We start from the raw sequence: 17274 nt of genomic DNA on the forward strand, positions 1-17274 counted from the left end.
CTGTCATGGCCCCGTGCGTTGCGGCAAGCTAGCAACGGACCGGGGGCGATGCACATCAATTCTGCCGTGAACCTGTTTCCGCCGAGCGCCGATTTCTGCCCCCGCGGGTGGCCAGGCCGCATTGACCCTTTCGCGCCTCTTGCCTATGCAGAGGGCGCTTTGCAAGAGGGGCCGCAGATGACAGGCAAACCCACGCCGCCGCGCAGCTTTCAGGAGATCATCCTGCGGTTGATGACCTATTGGGGGGCAAAGGGCTGTGCCGTGCTGCAACCCTATGACATGGAGGTGGGGGCCGGCACCTTTCACCCCGCCACGACGCTGCGCGCGTTGGGGGCAAAACCCTGGGCCGCGGCCTATGTGCAGCCATCGCGCCGCCCGACAGACGGGCGCTATGGCGAGAACCCGAACCGTTTGCAGCATTACTACCAGTATCAGGTGCTGATCAAACCCTCGCCCCCCGACATGCAGGATCTGTATCTGGGCAGCCTTGAGGCGATCGGCATCGACGCCACGCTGCACGACATCCGCTTTGTCGAGGATGACTGGGAAAGCCCCACGCTGGGCGCCTGGGGTCTGGGCTGGGAAGTCTGGTGCGACGGGATGGAGGTGAGCCAGTTCACCTATTTCCAACAAGTCGGCGGGCATGATTGCCGGCCGGTCTCGGGCGAGCTTACCTATGGTCTGGAAAGGTTGGCCATGTATGTGCTGGGTGTCGATCATGTGATGGACATGCCGTTCAACGATCCGCAAAGCCCGATCCCGCTGACCTATGGCGACATCTTCCGCCAGACCGAGCAGGAATATTCGCGCTGGAACTTCGATCAGGCTGACACGGCCATGCTCTTGCAACACTTCGAGGATGCCGAGGCGGAATGCGGCCGCATCCTGAACGCGCCGGGGCTGGACAAGGCCGGCCGGCTGATCATCATGGCACACCCGGCCTATGACCAGTGCATCAAGGCCAGCCATCTGTTCAACCTGCTGGACGCGCGCGGCGTGATTTCCGTGACCGAACGGCAGGCCTATATCGGGCGCGTGCGGGCGCTGGCGAAAAAATGCGCCGATGCTTTCGTGACCACCGAAGCGGGGCATTCGCACAGCGACCGGGCCGGGGCCGCAGCATGACCGACACACCCGCCAGCGAAGCCCGCCGCGTGCGCCTGCGCCATGTCTGGCGTGTGCTGACATTGCAGCGGCGGCTGGCCAAGGCGCAGGCCAAGCGCGAATTCCGCGCGGCGGTGGCTGCGCTGACACCCGACGATGTGGCGATTGATCTGGGGGCCAACGTGGGCCGCTTCACCCGTCCGATGGCCGAGCGCGGCGCGCAGGTCTATGCGTTCGAGCCTGATCCGCATGCCTTTGGTCTGTTGCAGGTGGCGATGCGTGGTTATCCCAATGTCACGCTGATCGCGGCCGCGGCGGGCGATGCCGAGGGCACGATCACCCTGCACCGCCATGCTGATTTCGCAGCCGCCCCCGACTCGCGCACAAAATCCTCTTCCATCATTGCGGCCAAGGCGAATGTGGCAGGCGGGCAGGGAGTGCCCGTGCGGCTTGTCGATTTTCCGCGCTTTGTGGCCGGTCTGAACCGCGACGTGGCGCTGTTGAAGATCGACATCGAGGGCGCCGAGGTGCCGCTGATGGAGGCGCTGCTGGCCCATCCCGTCGCCGCCCGCATCGCGCGCATATTCGTCGAGACGCATGAGCGCGGCATTCCCCAGCTTGCCCGCCGCACCGACGCGCTGCGGGCGGCAAGCCGGGGGCTGGCCCAGCCCCGCGTCAACTGGAACTGGCATTGAACATGGCCGGAAAAATAGCAGTAGTGGTGATCCTCATGATAGCTTTGCTGGCGGGTGTCGCGCTGTATTACACTCAGGTCTACGCCTATTACCAACCCGTGGCCTTCACCCCGGGCGACGAGATCCGCCTGACGCCGATCATCGGTGACGCGCCCGAGGTGATTGTTGCCAACAACATCGAGGGCATCGATGCCGACAGCTCTCCGCTGCGGTTCCGCGCCTGTTTCACGACGCCGCTGTCACAGGCCCTGCTGACCGAGACCTACCGCGTCTATGACAGCGCCGAACCCCTGAACGCGCCCGGCTGGTTTGACTGTTTCGACGCCCCCCGCATCGGTCGCGCGCTGGAAACCGGCGAGGCTATCGCCTTTCTGTCGGTGCCTGAGATTTCGCCCGGGGTGGACCGCGTGGTCGCGGTTTTTCCCGATGGCCGCGCCTTCGCCTGGCACCAGCTGAACGCCACAACAAAAGATTGATCCCATGCCCGACCTGTTGCTTGAGCTGTTCTCTGAGGAAATTCCGGCCCGGATGCAGGCGCGCGCTGCCGCCGATCTGAAAAAGCTGGTCACGGATGGTCTGGTGGGGGCCGGGCTGACCTATGCCGGCGCAGGGGCGTTTTCCACGCCCCGCCGTCTGGTGCTGGCGGTCGAGGGGATGCTGGCCGCATCGCCCACCCAGCGCGAGGAACGCAAGGGGCCAAAGGCCGATGCGCCCGCTGCGGCCTTGCAGGGTTTTCTGCGCGGTCTGGGCATCGAGGACGCCGCCCCCGTGCTGGCGTTGGCGGGACAGCCTGCGGGCGCACATGTGCATCTGGCGGGCGTGCGGGTGGAAATCCGCGATGACAAGAAGGGGCAGGTGTTCTTTGCCGTGCTGCAAAGGCCGGGCCGCCCCGCCGCCGAGATCGTGGCCGAGGTGGTGGTGCAAGCGATCAGCAATTTTCCCTGGCCCAAGTCGATGCGCTGGGGCGAAAGCAACCTGCGCTGGGTGCGGCCGCTGCATTCCATCCTCTGCATCCTGCATGACGAGGGCGGCGCGTCCGTGGTGCCGTTGACCGTCGACCCTCTGGTCGCGGGCAGCCCGGTGAAGGGGCATCACATCACCGCAGGCAACACCACCGAAGGCCACCGGTTCATGGCCCCGGGGCGTTTCCCGGTATCGTCCTTCGCCGATTACGCGGCCAAGCTGAAACGCGCCTGCGTGGTGCTTGACCCTGCGGAACGCGAGGCCGCGATCTGGCACGACGCCACGACACAAGCCTTTGCGCTGGGGCTGGAGGTGGTGCCCGACCCCGCCCTGCTGGCCGAGGTGGCGGGGCTGGTCGAATGGCCTGTGGTGCTGTTGGGCCGCATCGGCGCTGCTTTCCTCGACCTGCCGCCCGAGGTGCTGCAAACCTCGATGCGTGAACATCAGAAATTCTTTTCGGTGAAAAACCCCCGCACCGGCCGGATCGAGGGTTTTGTCACCGTCGCCAACCGCGACACCGCCGATCAGGGGGCCACGATCCTTGCGGGCAACCAGAAGGTGCTGTCGGCCCGGCTGTCGGATGCGAAATTCTTCTGGGAAAACGACCTGCGCACGGTTCATGCCGTGGGGCTGGTAGGCATGGCGGCGGGCCTCGCATCCGTCACCTTCCACAACAAACTGGGGTCCGAGGCTGACCGCATCACCCGCATCGCGGCGCTGGCGCGCGAGATTGCGCCCTTGGTCGGGGCCGACCCCGATCTGGCCGAACAGGCGGCAAAGGTGGCCAAGGCCGACCTGCAATCGGCGATGGTCGGCGAATTCCCCGAACTGCAAGGCACCATGGGCGGCTATTACGCCCGCGCGCTGGGCCTGCCCGAACCCGTGGCGGCGGCCTGCAAGGCCCACTATTCGCCGCTGGGGCCCTCCGATGACGTGCCGTCCGATCCGGTATCGGTGGCCGTGGCGCTGGCCGACAAGATCGACACGCTGACGGGGTTCTGGGCGATCGACGAAAAGCCCACAGGGTCGAAAGACCCCTTCGCGCTGCGGCGGGCGGCGCTGGGGGTCGTCCGGCTGGTGCTGGACAATGGCCTGCGCTTTTCCGTGGACCGGCTCTTTGACGTGCAGGTGCTGCGCCATCAGATCGGGCATACCCCGGCCGAGCCTGAGTTGCTGTCCCGCATCCTGTCAGCCGCTGTGGCGGATGGCATGTTCGGCACCACCACCCGCGCCCTGATCGCCGAAACGGCGGCCCTTGGCTGGCTCCCATTGCTGCGCGACCATGATCCCGGCGTTAGCGACGACCTGCGCGGCTTTCTGCATGACCGGCTGAAGGTTTACCTCAAGGACCAGTCGATCCGGCATGACATCATCGACGCCTGCCTTGCGATGCCCGACAATTGCGACCTGACCTTGCTGGTCAAACGCGCCCAGTCCCTCGCCGCCTTCCTGAAAACCGAGGATGGCGCGAACCTGCTGCAAGGCTTCAAACGGGCCAACAACATCCTCACGCAGGCCGAGGCCAAGGATGGCGTCGAATATTCCTTCGGCGCCGACATCAAATATGCCGAAACGGACGAGGAACGCGCCCTTTTTGCCGCCCTCGACACCGCCGAAAAATCCATCGCCCCTGCCATGGCAGATGAAGATTTCGCCGCCGCCATGGCCGCGCTGGCTGGCCTGCGCCAGCCGATTGACGCCTTCTTTGACGCGGTGCAGGTCAACAGCGACAAGCAGGTGATCCGCCGCAACCGCCTGAACCTCTTGCACCGCATCCGCGCGGCCTGCGCCCCGGTGGCCGACCTGACCAGGATCGAGGGCTAAGCCCCTCATTTTCTGTCTCTAAATATCCTCGGGGGGTGCGGGGGGCAGACAGCCCCCCGCCTCTGCCATAACCGCCCGCGCAACGATGAACCGCTTGCGCGACCCCCAAAGAAGCGTATCCTGCTGCAAAGCCGCAAAGGTGCCGCAGTGCAGAAATACGACCCCATCGCCGAATACACCGATGTGACGCCCACGGCGCAGATCCGCCCCGTCACGCATGGCTGGCGGGCGAAATGCCTGCAACGTCTGGTGCGGCTGGACCTGCCGGTGCCGCGCACCGTGGCGCTGCCTGCGGGCACGGTCAAGGCGATTGCGTCCGGCCTGACGGTGGATTGCCACGGCATCCTCAGCCATTTTGGCGCGGACCCGCTGATTTCCGTGCGCCCCAGCCCGGAAAACCCCGATTGGGGCGGCCCGGCCACCGTGCTGAACATCGGCATGAACGCGGCCCGGCACGCGTTGCTGGTGAAAACCCACGGAAATGACGCCGCCGATGCGCTGTATCTGCGCTTTGTGCAAAGCTATGCCATCCATGTGGCCCGGCTGGACCCTGACATGTTCGAAGGTGCGCAGCCCTCGGCCCAGGCGCTGCGCGACGCGCTGCGCGCCTATGCCGACGAGATGGACGAACCTTTCCCCGAAGACCCGGCCCGACAACTGGCCGAGGTGCTGCGCTCCATGGCCCGCGCGTGGGAGGGCACGTCGGCCCGCCTGTTGCGGCAGGCCAAGGGGGCAGGGCCCGAGGCGGGGCTGGGCCTGGTGGTGCAGCAGATGGCCCAGGGCATCGGTCAGGGCATATCGGGTTCCGGCGTCATGCAGTTCGTCGATCCGGTGACGGGGCATCCGCAGGTGACGGGCCGCTATCTGGGGCAAAGCCAGGGCCGCGACGCGCTGCGCCGTCAGGGGGCGATCTATCTGACCCGTGACCCGCGCGGGCCGTCGCTGGAGGATCTGGCACCCGAGATCTTTGCCGATCTGGTAAATCATGGCACCGCCTGCCGCGCCCGGCTGCGCGAGGAGATGCAGATCGAATTCACCATCGAGGATGGCCGTCTGGCGGTGCTGGACGCGGTAAAGGTGCAGCGGTCATCGCGCGCGGCGCTGAAGATCGCGGTTGCGCTGGCCGATGACGGCATCATCAGCCGGGCCGAGGCGCTGCTGCGGGTCGAACCGCGCGCGCTGTCGGAACTCCTCCACAACCAGGTCGATCCCCGCGGCCCGCGTGACCGTTTCGTCAAGGCGATTGCCGCCAGCCCCGGGGCCGCCACCGGGCGGATCGTGTTTTCATCCGCCGCCGCGCAGGCCTCGGCCGCGCGGGGCGAGCCCTGCATTCTGGTGAAACGCGAAACCGCGCCCGAGGATATCCGCGGCATGCATTCGGCGGCGGGTGTGCTGACCGAACGCGGCGGCGTCACCAGCCACGCGGCGGTGATCGCGCGCGGGCTGGGCCTGCCCTGCGTGGTGGGCGCATCGGATCTGCGGCTGGATGCCCGCGAAAAGAAGCTGACCGCGCCCGATGGCCGCACCTTCCGCGAGGGCGACATCATCACCGTTGACGGCACGGCGGGCGAGGCGCTGGCCGGGGTTGCCGATCTGCTGCCCCCCGCGCTGGATGATACGTTCCGCCGTCTGCTGTCCTGGGCGGATGACGTGCGCGACATCGGCGTGCGCGCCAATGCCGACACCCCCGCCGACGCCCAGACCGCGCGCGATTTCGAGGCGCAGGGCATCGGCCTGTGCCGCACCGAACACATGTTCTTTGACGAGGATCGTCTGGTGGTGATGCGCGAGATGATCTTTGCCGATACCGCCAAAGACCGCGCGGCGGCACTGGTGCGCCTGTTGCCGATGCAGCGCGATGATTTCGTGCAGCTTTTCGACATCATGCGCGGGTTGCCGGTCTGCATCCGCCTGCTGGACCCGCCGTTGCACGAATTTCTGCCGCACAGCCGCGAGGGGTTGCGCGAACTGGCCGAGGCGTTGGACAAGCCCCTGTCCGACGTGACCCGCCGGGCCGAGGCTTTGGCCGAATTCAACCCGATGCTGGGCATGCGCGGCGTGCGGCTGGGCATCGTGCTGCCCGAGATCTACGACATGCAGGCGCAGGCAATATTCGAGGCAACCATCGAGATCGCCCGGCGCGGGGCCACGGTGGTGCCGGAAATCATGATTCCGCTGGTGTCGGCCAAGCGCGAGGTCGAACTGGTGAAAACCCGCATCGACGCGGTGGCGGCCAAGGTGCGCACCAAATCGGGCATGGATTTTGACTACAAGCTGGGCGTGATGGTGGAAACCCCGCGTGCTGCCTTGCGTGCGGGCGAGATCGCGCAGCACGCGGCCTTTCTGTCCTTCGGCACCAATGACCTGACGCAGATGACCTATGGCCTGTCGCGCGATGACGCCGGGCGGTTCATGAACACCTATGTGCAGCAGGGCGTTTTCCCCGAGGATCCGTTCCATGTGCTTGACGTGGACGGGGTGGGGGAACTTCTGCATATCGGGGCGGGCCGGGGGCGTGCGACTCGGGGGGATCTGACGCTGTCGATCTGCGGCGAACATGGCGGCCACCCGGAATCGATTGCCTTTTGCCGCAAGGCCGGGTTCGATTATGTGTCATGTTCACCTTACCGCGTGCCCCTTGCACGGCTGGCAGCCGCCCATCTGGCGCTGACTGACCGTGTTGAAGATGAAATGAAGTAATTTCAATCACTTGAAGTAATCATGCGGCTGTTTTCCGATGATGCTGGAACACCTGTTCTGGCAAGAACCCGCGCATCGGGCGTCACCTCGTTGTTGTAAATCCGTCACATTACTGGACCTGCGGACGTTTTTCGGCTAGTCCCCGCTGCTGTTGCCTATGGAAAAGGCCGGTTTGCCCGACTTTTCACCACAAAATAGACAGCGCGAAACGACCGGGATTACAGAGAAAATGCGCTTGCTGAAGTGCTGGACGCGCGGGATTGCCCTGCTGATCGTCCTGAACGGAGCGGCCTTCGCCGATGTGACGGTGAGCCAGACCATTGCCATGCCCCCCGCGCTGAACATTCAGCTTGCGGCGCGGATGACCGAAACCCCCAATCCGCTGGGCACGCGTGCCCTTGCGATCACGCCGCCCGCCACCCGCACCGCAGGCGAGCCGCCAGCCTATCAGCCCGCCGCGTTTCAGCTGGCGGCGTTCCGCAATGCGGCGTTTCGCGGGCCGGCGCTGATGTCGCCGGCCTTTCCCACCAGCGAACAGGCTGATGTTGTGAAGGTGCGCTATGAAAAGGACTGGCTGGCGCGCCAGCCCCTGACCCGCAGCGATGCCGAATGGCTGTGCCTTGCCACCGCGCTTTACTTCGAAGCGCGCGGCGAAACGGTGAAGGGCCAGTTTGCGGTGGCCGAGGTGATCTTGAACCGGGCTGACAGCCCTGCCTATCCAGAAACCATCTGCGGCGTGGTGAACCAGAAATCCGGCAAATCCTGCCAGTTTTCCTATACCTGCAACGGGCATTCCAAGAAAATCCGCGAGCCTGAGGCTTTTGCGCAGGCGGGCAAGATTGCCGCCGTGATGCTGGCCGGTGCGCCGCGCGCGCTGACCGACGGGGCCACGCATTTCCACACGAAAAACGTCCGCCCCGGCTGGGCGCACCGCTTTCCGCGCACGGCCACCATCGGCGCGCATCTGTTCTACCGCCAGCCCTCGGGGGCCTAGGGTCTGCGGCAAGTCGCCGGTGTCGCCGCGCTGGCCTTGACCGCCGCCTTCGGGCAAGGCAAAGCCGCGCGGCGGCCCTAGGCTGGGCCGCATCCGAGGCCGCACAGGGTTTGCCATGACCACCGACATACGCCTTGCCTTTGCCCATCCCGAGGAACGCGCCGCCGCCAGCGCCGGTGCCGCCCCGCGCGACCGCATCAGCCTGCGCGACCATGTGGTCGAGGTGGATATCGGCGCATTCCAGCAGGAACGCGGCCACCGCCAGCGCGTGCGCTTCAACGTGGTGGTCGAGGTGGGGCCTGCGCCCCAGCCGCTGAATGACGATGTGGATCGTATCCTGTCCTATGACCGGATCACCGAGGCGATAGCGGCGGAACTGGCCGCCGAACGGCTGAACCTGCTGGAAACGCTGGCCGAACGGGTGGCCGACCGGGTGCTGGCCGAACCACAGGCGATGCGCGCTTTTGTGCGCATCGAAAAGCTGGATATCGGGCCCTATGCGTTGGGGGTCGAGATCGTGCGGTCCCGCGCCGAGGTGCCGTTGCGCGTGCTGGGGCAGGACGGGCAAGAGGCGGCGGTGCATCCGCTGGTGGTCCATCTCGACAATGCGGCGATCGAGGCCCCCGGTCTGGCGGAACGGTTGGACCGCTTGCAGGCGCAGGGGCTGCCGGTGATCCTGACGGTGGGCCTGCCCGACGGCCCGCGCCCTGAAACCGGCCACCGCCCCACGCAGCGCAGGGTTGACCTGCTGGCGATCGAGCAGAACGCCTGGGTGCTGGCCGCGCGCGATGCGCGCTGCGTTGTCGTGGCCACCCGCACCGAGATCGACTGGGCGGTGAAGCGCGGGCAGATGGTGGTCTGGGCCCCGTCGAAACTGGTGCTGGATGCCGTGGACGGCCCGCAGTCGCGCGACCCGGTGGCGCTGGCCTTGTGGCTGGCCGAACTGATGGCGGCAGAGCGGCTGGTGGTGCATGGCGATGTGGCCCTGCCCCCCGGCAGCCGCGTGCGGGTGGAGCGTGCCGGGGCGGCGGCATGACGCTGCGGGTCGAGGCTGTGGCGCGGACCGGCCCGACATGGGGCCGCGACGCCTGCGCTTTGGCGGGCCGCGCGGACGTGTGGTTTGACACAGCCGTGCTGCATCACGGCGGTGGCGTGGCCGAACGGGTGGCCGCAGCCTCGCTGCCGCCCGCGATCCGCGACCGGTTATCGGCCCCGCGCCCAGATGTCTGCGGCCTGACGCTGGACCGGCCCCGCATCATGGGCATCCTGAACGTGACGCCCGACAGCTTTTCCGATGGTGGCGAGTTGGCATCCGTTGCGGCGGCGGTGGCACGCGCGCAGGCCATGGCTGGCACGGCGGACATTCTGGACATCGGCGGCGAAAGCACCCGCCCTGGGGCCGAAACCATCGCCGTGGCCGAGGAAATTCGCCGCACCGCCCCGGTGATCCGCGCGATCCGCGAGGCGGGCATCGCCACACCCATCAGCATCGACACCCGCAAGGCGGCGGTGGCCGATGCCGCGCTGGCGGCAGGGGCCGATATGGTCAACGACGTGTCGGCGCTGACCCATGACCCTGCCATGGCGGCGCTGGTCGCGGAGCGGGATGTGCCGCTTTGCCTGATGCACAACCGGGGCGATCCGGCCACCATGCAGGATGATCCGCGCTATGCCGATGTGCTGTTCGACGTGCTGGATGCGCTGGAAAACCGGGTTCACGCGGCGGTTGCGGCGGGAATTCGCCGGGAAAACCTGATCATCGACCCCGGCATCGGCTTTGGCAAAACCCTGCAACATAATGTGACGCTGCTGCGACGCCTGGCGCTGTATCACGATCTGGGGTTGCCCCTGCTGCTGGGCGCATCGCGCAAGCGGTTCATCGGCACGATAAGCGGGGCGGCGGTGGCGCGCGACCGCGTGGCAGGCTCTGTGGCGGTGGCGCTGCATGGCGTTGCACAAGGGATGCACATTTTGCGTGTGCATGATACAACAGACACAAGACAGGCGTTGAGCCTGCAAGCGGCGATGATCGGGACTGGGACAGATGACGCGTAAACTCTTTGGCACCGATGGCGTGCGGGGCACGGCCAACAGCTATCCGATGACTGCCGAGATGGCGCTGCGGCTGGGGGCGGCGGCGGGGCGGTTCTTTCGGCGCGAGGGCGCGGGGGCCAACCGCGTGGTGATCGGCAAGGACACCCGGCTGTCGGGCTACATGCTGGAAAACGCGCTGACGGCGGGGCTGACCTCTACCGGAATGAACGTGTTGTTGCTGGGGCCGGTGCCGACGCCCGCCGTGGGGTTTCTGACCAAATCCATGCGCGCCGATCTGGGGGTGATGATTTCCGCCAGCCACAACCCGCATCAGGACAATGGCATCAAGTTCTTCGGGCCCGACGGGTTCAAGCTTTCGGATGAGGCCGAGGCCGAGATCGAGCGTATTCTGGATGGCCCGGTAGACCCTGCCGAACCCGAAAAGATCGGCCGCGCCAAACGGATCGAGGACGGTCGCGGGCGTTATCAGGAATATGCCAAGACCACCTTCCCGCCCGGCCTGCGTCTGGACGGGCTGAAAGTGGTGATCGACTGCGCCAACGGGGCCGCCTACAAGGCCGCGCCCGAGGTGCTGTGGGAACTGGGGGCGGTCGTGATCCCGATCGGCACCACGCCCAACGGCACCAACATCAACCTGCGCTGCGGTTCGACCTATACCCAGACCGCGGCCGAGGCCGTGGTGGCGCATGGTGCCGATGTGGGCATCTGTCTGGACGGCGACGCCGACCGGGTGATGATCCTGGATCAGCATGGCCGCGTGGCCGACGGCGATCAGATCATGGCGCTGATGGCGGCCCGCTGGGCGGATGAGGGGCGGCTGAAACATGGCACGCTGGTGGCATCCGTCATGTCCAATCTGGGGCTGGAGCGGTTTCTGACCGGGCGGGGCCTGCGATTGGAACGCACGCGTGTTGGCGACCGCTATGTGGTGGAGGCGATGCGCAAGGGCGGCTTCAACCTGGGTGGCGAACAGTCGGGCCATATCGTGATGACCGATTATGCCACAACCGGCGACGGGCTGATTGCCGGGTTGCAGTTTCTGGCCGAAATGGCGCGCACTGAAAAACCGGCCTCTCACCTGACCAAGTGTTTCGACACCGTGCCGCAGTTGCTGAAGAACGTGCGCTATGCTGCGGGGCAGGAACCGCTGAAATCGCCTGCCGTGCTGGCGGTGATTGCGGCGGCAGAGCTGCGGCTGAACGGCTCGGGCCGTTTGCTGATCCGCAAGTCGGGCACCGAGCCCCTGGTGCGGGTGATGGCGGAATGCGAGGACGAGGCGCTGCTGGCCGATGTGGTGGATGAAATCGTCGATGCGGTGCAGGCGGCGGTCTGAACGATCGTCGTGAGGCGATGACGTCCACGATTTTTCTGCGAAAAATCAGGCTGGCGATGGTGGCGCGTGCCCTGATTTTTCGCAGAAAAATCGTGGTTCCACAAAGGGCCGGCTTGCGCGCCGCGCGCAGAAAGGCGCTACCCCTGCCCGGTCTTTTCAACGGCCAAAGGCATGGCTAGTCTCGTCCCACGGCCCGCACGGGGCCGGTAGGAGCGCCGATGACACCTGACAGCCCGCAGCCCAGCCCGATCCGCCTGAATGATTACCAGCCGCCCACACATCTGATCGACCAGGTGGCGCTGACCTTCCGGCTGGATCCGCAGGCGACCCGCGTGCTGTCTGAAATCCGCTTTCGCCCCAACTCTGCCCGCCCGGGCCGCCACGACCTGCGGCTGGATGGCGAAAACCTGACGCTGATCGTGGCGGCGGTGGATGGCCATCCCGTAACCGCCACCCCCGATGCCACGGGGCTGACCCTGCCTGCGGCTATGCTGCCGGATGGCCCCTTTACATTCACCGCCGAGGTGGAAATTGCCCCCGCCGCCAATACCGCGCTGGAAGGGCTTTACATGTCGAACGGCATGTATTGCACGCAATGCGAGGCCGAGGGCTTTCGCAAGATCACCTTCTACCCCGACCGCCCCGATGTGATGGCCCCGTTCCGCGTGCGGATCGAAAGCGATCTGCCGGTGCTGCTGTCGAACGGCAATCCGTTGGGGCAGGGCGAGGGCTGGGCCGAATGGCACGACCCCTGGCCCAAGCCTGCCTATCTGTTCGCGCTGGTGGCGGGCGATCTGCTGGCGCATTCTGCGGCCTTCACCACCGCCTCGGGCCGTGCTGTGGCGCTGAATATCTGGGTGCGACATGGCGACGAGGGCCGCTGCGCCTATGCGATGGACAGCCTGATCCGGTCGATGCGCTGGGACGAGACGGCTTACGGGCGCGAATATGATCTGGACGTGTTCAATATCGTCGCCGTCGATGATTTCAACATGGGCGCGATGGAGAACAAGGGGCTGAACATCTTCAACTCCAAATACGTTCTGGCGCTGCCGGAAACCGCGACGGATGACGATTTCGGCCGGATCGAGGCGATCATCGCGCATGAGTATTTCCACAACTGGACCGGCAACCGCATCACTTGCCGCGACTGGTTCCAATTATGCCTGAAGGAAGGGCTCACGGTGTTCCGCGACCAGCAGTTCACCGGCGACATGCGGTCCCATGCGGTGAAGCGGATCGAGGATGTGCTGACCCTGCGTGCGCGCCAGTTCCGCGAGGATGGCGGGCCGCTGGCCCACCCCGTGCGGCCCGACCGCTATGTCGAGATCAACAATTTCTATACTGCGACCGTCTATGAAAAGGGTGCCGAGGTGATCGGCATGCTGAAGCGGCTGGTGGGTGATGCCGATTACGCCCGGGCGCTGGATCTGTATTTTACCCGCCACGACGGCGAGGCGGCCACGATCGAGGATTGGCTGGCGGTGTTCCAAGACACGACGGGCCGCGACCTGAGCCAGTTCAAGCGCTGGTATACCGAGGCGGGCACCCCGCGCCTGACCGTGACCGAAGACTGGCAAGCCGATACCGGCCTGTTCACCCTGACCTTCGCCCAGCACAATCCGCCCACCCCCGGTCAGCCGGAAAAGGGGGCCAAGGTCATTCCCATCGCGCTTGGCCTGCTGAACCCCAATGGTGACGAGGTGATGCCGACGACCATGCTGGCAATGACAGCCATGACCCAGAGCTTTGCTTTCCAAAGCACGGCAGATGGCTGGCAACAGGTTGTGGCCGAAGGGCCAGACCGCGTGCCGGGGGCGGTATCCACCCGGCCCATCGCGTCGATCCTGCGCGGCTTTTCTGCGCCCGTGCTGCTGGAGCGTGACACCTCGCCCGAAGAACGCGCCTTCCTGCTGGCGCATGACACCGACCCGTTCAACAAATGGGAGGCGGGCCGCGCACTGGCCAAGGATGTGCTGGCGCGGATGATCACGGCGGGCGCCACGCCGGGGCCGGACTGGCTGGACGCGCTGGCACGGGTGGCGGTGGATGACAGCCTTGACCCGGCCTTCCGCGCGCTGGCGCTGCGCCTGCCGGGCGAGGATGACATGGCCCAGACCCTGCATGCGGCAGGCCATGTGCCCGACCCCGCGCGCATCCATGCCGCGCGCCGGGCGATGGGCGATGCGGTGGCCCGCAGACTGGCCCCACATCTGCCCGGCCTGTTCGACGCACTTGCCGAGCCCGGCCCCTTCACCCCCGAGGCGCGGGCGGCAGGCCGGCGCGCGCTGCGGCTGGCGGCGCTGGGATATCTTTCCCGCGTCGATGGCGGCGCGCGTGCCGAGGCGGCGTTCCGGCAGGCCGACAACATGACCGAAGAGGTGGGCGCGCTGGCCTGCCTTTTGGACATCGGGCGGGGGCAGGCTGAACTGGCGGCGTTCGAGTCGCGCTGGGGCGCTGACCGGCTGGTGATGGACAAGTGGTTCACCCTTCAGTTGCTGCATGCAGCACCCGAGGCCACGGCGCAGGCGGTAGAGCGGCTGACCGCGCATCCCGCTTTTGACATGAAGAACCCCAACCGGTTCCGCGCGGTCATCGGGGCCTTGCCGGGCAATCACGCGGGGTTTCACCATGCATCGGGTGATTGTTACCGCCTGCTGGCGGACTGGCTGTTGAAACTGGACCCGCTGAACCCGCAGACCGCCGCCCGCATGTCCACCGCATTCGACAGCTGGAGCCGGTATGACGCCGACCGGCAAGGCATGATCCGCGACCAGTTGCGCAGGATTCTGGCCGTGCCGGGACTGAGCCGCGATCTGGGCGAGATGGCGGGGCGGATGCTGGGTGATTGATGACGGGCCGGGGGAGCCGCCCTCGGCCCCATCGAGGGGCCTCGGGCGGCGCTGCCGCAGGGTGGAACGCAGGGCAAGCGCGGGTGGTTGGTGTCGAGGCGCGCCGCGCGGGGATATTTAGAGACAGAAAATGAGCTGAGGGAGGAGTGCAGGTCAGGCCAGGCTCTTTGATCGGCGGAGAGCCGCGCGCGGATGGAAAATCTGCGGTTGTCTGTGGGGTCCGAAGGAACCGGCGGGCGCGGGCGTCATTTATCCGTCATCAGACCGTGGTGTATGGGCCTATGAAATCGAAACTCGATCCGCTGATCGCCGAACGCGCGCCTTGGTTGTTCTCGGGGCGGCCGCGCGATGATCTGGCACGCCATCTGCTGACCCGGTTGCTGGGTTATCCCGGCACCGTTGCGCTGGCCGAGCGGCTGGAAACCGAGCCGACGGCCGAAATCTTCCGCATCATGGGCGAGCGAATCGCGCATGACGTGCAGGTGACGGGGCTGGAGCATCTGCCGCGCAACGGGCCTGCGCTGATCGTGGCCAACCATCCGACCGGGATTGCCGATGGCATCATCCTGCACCGGGCGCTGGCCGCGTTGCGGCCCGATCTTTATTTCTACGCCAACCGCGACATCCTGCGCGTGCTGCCGCAGATGGAGGACGTGATTGCCCCTGTGGAATGGCGGGCGGAAAAGCGCAGCCATACCAAGACACGCGAGACGATGGAATTTACCCGCGCGGCGATCGAGGCCGGGCGGCTGGGGGTTATCTTCCCCTCCGGGCGGCTGGCCAAGCGGACCGGGCTGAAGCTGATGGAGCGGCCCTGGATGGCAAGCGCCGCCATGATCGCGCGCAAGTTCGACCTGCCGGTCATTCCGGTGAACATCCGCGCGCGCAATTCGACGCTGTTCTATCTGTTCGACCTGATCCACCCCACCTTGCGCGACATCACTTTGTTCCACGAGGTGCTGAACAAGCACCGCCAGCCGTTCCGGCTGACCATGGGACGCGCGATACCGGCAGAACGCCTGCCCGCGCGGTCCGAGGACGGGATCGAGATGCTGCGCGCCGCCACGCTGGCGCTGGGGGGTGAGCATGCGCCCGCCGTCAGCCTGGTGCAGATGACGCGCCTGCCGCGTCTGGGGCGCGCTGTGGTAGGCTGACCAGGCTTTGGGGTGACGATGGCGCGGCGGCGGCAACTCGGGCCTTTCCGTGCGCGCAAAGGGTGCTAAGTGATCCGCTCAAGGATCGCCTGCGTAAATGGCGGAAATCACGAAAGTTTTGCGCCCGATGCCCGATGTCGCCCCTGCCGATGCGCCTTTGATCCTGTGGTTTCGCCGCGATCTGCGGCTGGCGGATCATCCGATGCTGGCGGCGGCTGTGGCCGCGGGGCGGCCTTTGGTGCCGGTGTTCATACTTGATCCCGAAACCGAAAGGCTGGGCGCTGCCGCGAAATGGCGGTTGGGGCTGGGGGTTGCGGCATTTGCCGAAACGCTGGCGGCGCTGGGCAGTCGGCTGATCCTGCGGCGGGGGCCCGCGCTGGCGGTGCTGGAGGCGCTGCTGGACCAGACGGGGGCGGCGGGGGTGCATTGGTCGCGCGCCTATGACCCGGCGGGACAGGCGCGCGATACTGCGGTGAAGGCGGCGCTGAAGGCGCGCGGGGTGCAGGCGGTCAGCCACCCGGGGCATCTGCTGCACGAACCCTGGACGGTGGAAACCGGGCAGGGCGGGTTTTACCGCGTCTACACCCCGTTCTGGAAGGCGGTGCAGGGGCGCGATGTGATGGCCCCGCCGCCGCCGCCAAAGGCGCTGCGCGCGCCGGGGGGCTGGCCCGCCAGTGACCGGCTGGATGACTGGCAGATGGGGGCCGCCATGCGCCGGGGGGCTGCGGTGGTGGCCGGGCATGTGGCTGTGGGCGAGGCTGCGGCGCTGGAACGTCTGCACCGTTTCCTGTCCGGCCCGGTGCAGGATTATGCCACCGCCCGTGATCTGCCCGCCGTGCAGGGCACGTCACGCCTTTCGGAAAACCTGACCTGTGGCGAGATCGGCCCGCGCACCATCTGGCACGCCGGGATGCGCGCCCGGCATGAGGGCAAGGCGGGGGCAGAGACATTCCTGAAGGAACTGGTCTGGCGCGAGTTTGCCTATCACCTCTTGCACCACACGCCGCATATCACCCATGCCAACTGGAAGCCGGAATGGGATGCCTTCCCCTGGCGCAAGGACAATGCCGATGCGGAACGCTGGCGCAGGGGCCTGACGGGCGAGCCCTTTGTCGATGCCGCGATGCGCGAGATGTATGTGACGGGAACGATGCACAACCGGGGCCGGATGATCGTGGCCAGCTATCTGACCAAGCACCTGCTGACCGACTGGCGCGTGGGGGCGGCGTGGTTTGACGATTGCCTGACCGACTGGGATCCGGCGGCCAATGCGATGGGCTGGCAATGGGCGGCAGGATCCGGCCCCGATGCCAGCCCGTATTTCCGCATCTTCAACCCCGCCACGCAGGCGGAAAAGTTCGATCCCGACGCCACATACCGCCGCCGGTTCATTGCCGAACTGTCGCGGGCGCCGGGGCCGGACGCGCTGGCCTATTTCGACGCCGTGCCCGAAAGCTGGCAGTTGAACCCGAAGGCCGCCTATCCCGCGCCGCTGATCGGGCTGGCTGCGGGGCGCGACCGCGCTTTGGCCGCCTATTCTGCGCGAAACTCTTGAGACCATGTGGCGTAGTGTTACAAAAGAAAGAAAACCGGGGGCTGC

General features: G+C 66.4%; 12 protein-coding genes. All 12 read left to right on the top strand.

Annotated elements, in window-relative coordinates:
* Window positions 1-177 precede the first annotated feature (177 nt).
* The 12 genes from GEU84_RS12155 to GEU84_RS12210 all read left to right on the top strand — a co-directional run bounded on the left by GEU84_RS12155 (window position 178) and on the right by GEU84_RS12210 (window position 17229).
* The gene (locus tag GEU84_RS12155) at window positions 178-1125 is read left to right on the top strand and encodes a glycine--tRNA ligase subunit alpha (RefSeq protein ID WP_152825729.1); all 948 of its coding nucleotides are present in this window, start codon (window positions 178-180) and stop codon (window positions 1123-1125) included.
* Window positions 1122-1799: an FkbM family methyltransferase gene (locus GEU84_RS12160; RefSeq protein ID WP_174539830.1), complete on the top strand. Its 678-nt coding sequence runs from the start codon at window positions 1122-1124 to the stop codon at window positions 1797-1799. Before GEU84_RS12155 ends, GEU84_RS12160 begins: the two co-directional genes overlap by 4 nt.
* 2 nt (window positions 1800-1801) lie before the next feature.
* Window positions 1802-2275 (top strand): DUF6446 family protein, encoded by a 474-nt coding sequence (locus tag GEU84_RS12165; RefSeq protein ID WP_152825733.1) that lies wholly within the window; start codon window positions 1802-1804, stop codon window positions 2273-2275.
* A gap of 4 nt (window positions 2276-2279) precedes the next feature.
* Window positions 2280-4586, top strand: a complete 2307-nt coding sequence (gene glyS / locus GEU84_RS12170) for a glycine--tRNA ligase subunit beta (protein ID WP_152825735.1) — start codon at window positions 2280-2282, stop codon at window positions 4584-4586.
* A 147-nt stretch (window positions 4587-4733) separates the two neighbouring features.
* Window positions 4734-7286, top strand: coding sequence for a putative PEP-binding protein (locus GEU84_RS12175; protein WP_174539831.1), 2553 nt, complete (start codon window positions 4734-4736; stop codon window positions 7284-7286).
* 229 nt (window positions 7287-7515) lie between these two features.
* Entirely contained in the window at window positions 7516-8280 is a 765-nt protein-coding gene (locus GEU84_RS12180; RefSeq protein ID WP_152825739.1) for a cell wall hydrolase, read from the top strand.
* Between the two features lie 115 nt (window positions 8281-8395).
* A complete protein-coding gene (locus tag GEU84_RS12185; protein WP_152825741.1) occupies window positions 8396-9316 on the top strand; it encodes a dihydroneopterin aldolase in 921 nt (306 codons plus the stop codon).
* A complete protein-coding gene (gene folP / locus GEU84_RS12190; protein WP_152825743.1) occupies window positions 9313-10335 on the top strand; it encodes a dihydropteroate synthase in 1023 nt (340 codons plus the stop codon). The genes GEU84_RS12185 and folP overlap by 4 nt, the downstream gene beginning before the upstream one ends.
* Complete coding sequence (gene glmM / locus GEU84_RS12195) at window positions 10325-11668, top strand: phosphoglucosamine mutase (protein WP_152825745.1); 1344 nt, start codon at window positions 10325-10327, stop codon at window positions 11666-11668. Before folP ends, glmM begins: the two co-directional genes overlap by 11 nt.
* Window positions 11669-11886: 218 nt before the next feature.
* Window positions 11887-14520 carry an aminopeptidase N gene (gene pepN / locus GEU84_RS12200; RefSeq protein WP_152825747.1) on the top strand — a complete coding sequence of 878 codons (2634 nt, stop codon included), beginning with the start codon at window positions 11887-11889 and terminating at the stop codon, window positions 14518-14520.
* A gap of 281 nt (window positions 14521-14801) precedes the next feature.
* Window positions 14802-15674, top strand: coding sequence for a lysophospholipid acyltransferase family protein (locus GEU84_RS12205; RefSeq protein WP_152825749.1), 873 nt, complete (start codon window positions 14802-14804; stop codon window positions 15672-15674).
* A gap of 127 nt (window positions 15675-15801) precedes the next feature.
* A complete protein-coding gene (locus GEU84_RS12210) occupies window positions 15802-17229 on the top strand; it encodes a cryptochrome/photolyase family protein (protein ID WP_152825751.1) in 1428 nt (475 codons plus the stop codon).
* Window positions 17230-17274 lie beyond the last annotated feature (45 nt).

This window comes from Fertoeibacter niger (genome assembly GCF_009380135.2).
Taxonomy (GTDB): domain Bacteria; phylum Pseudomonadota; class Alphaproteobacteria; order Rhodobacterales; family Rhodobacteraceae; genus Fertoeibacter; species Fertoeibacter niger.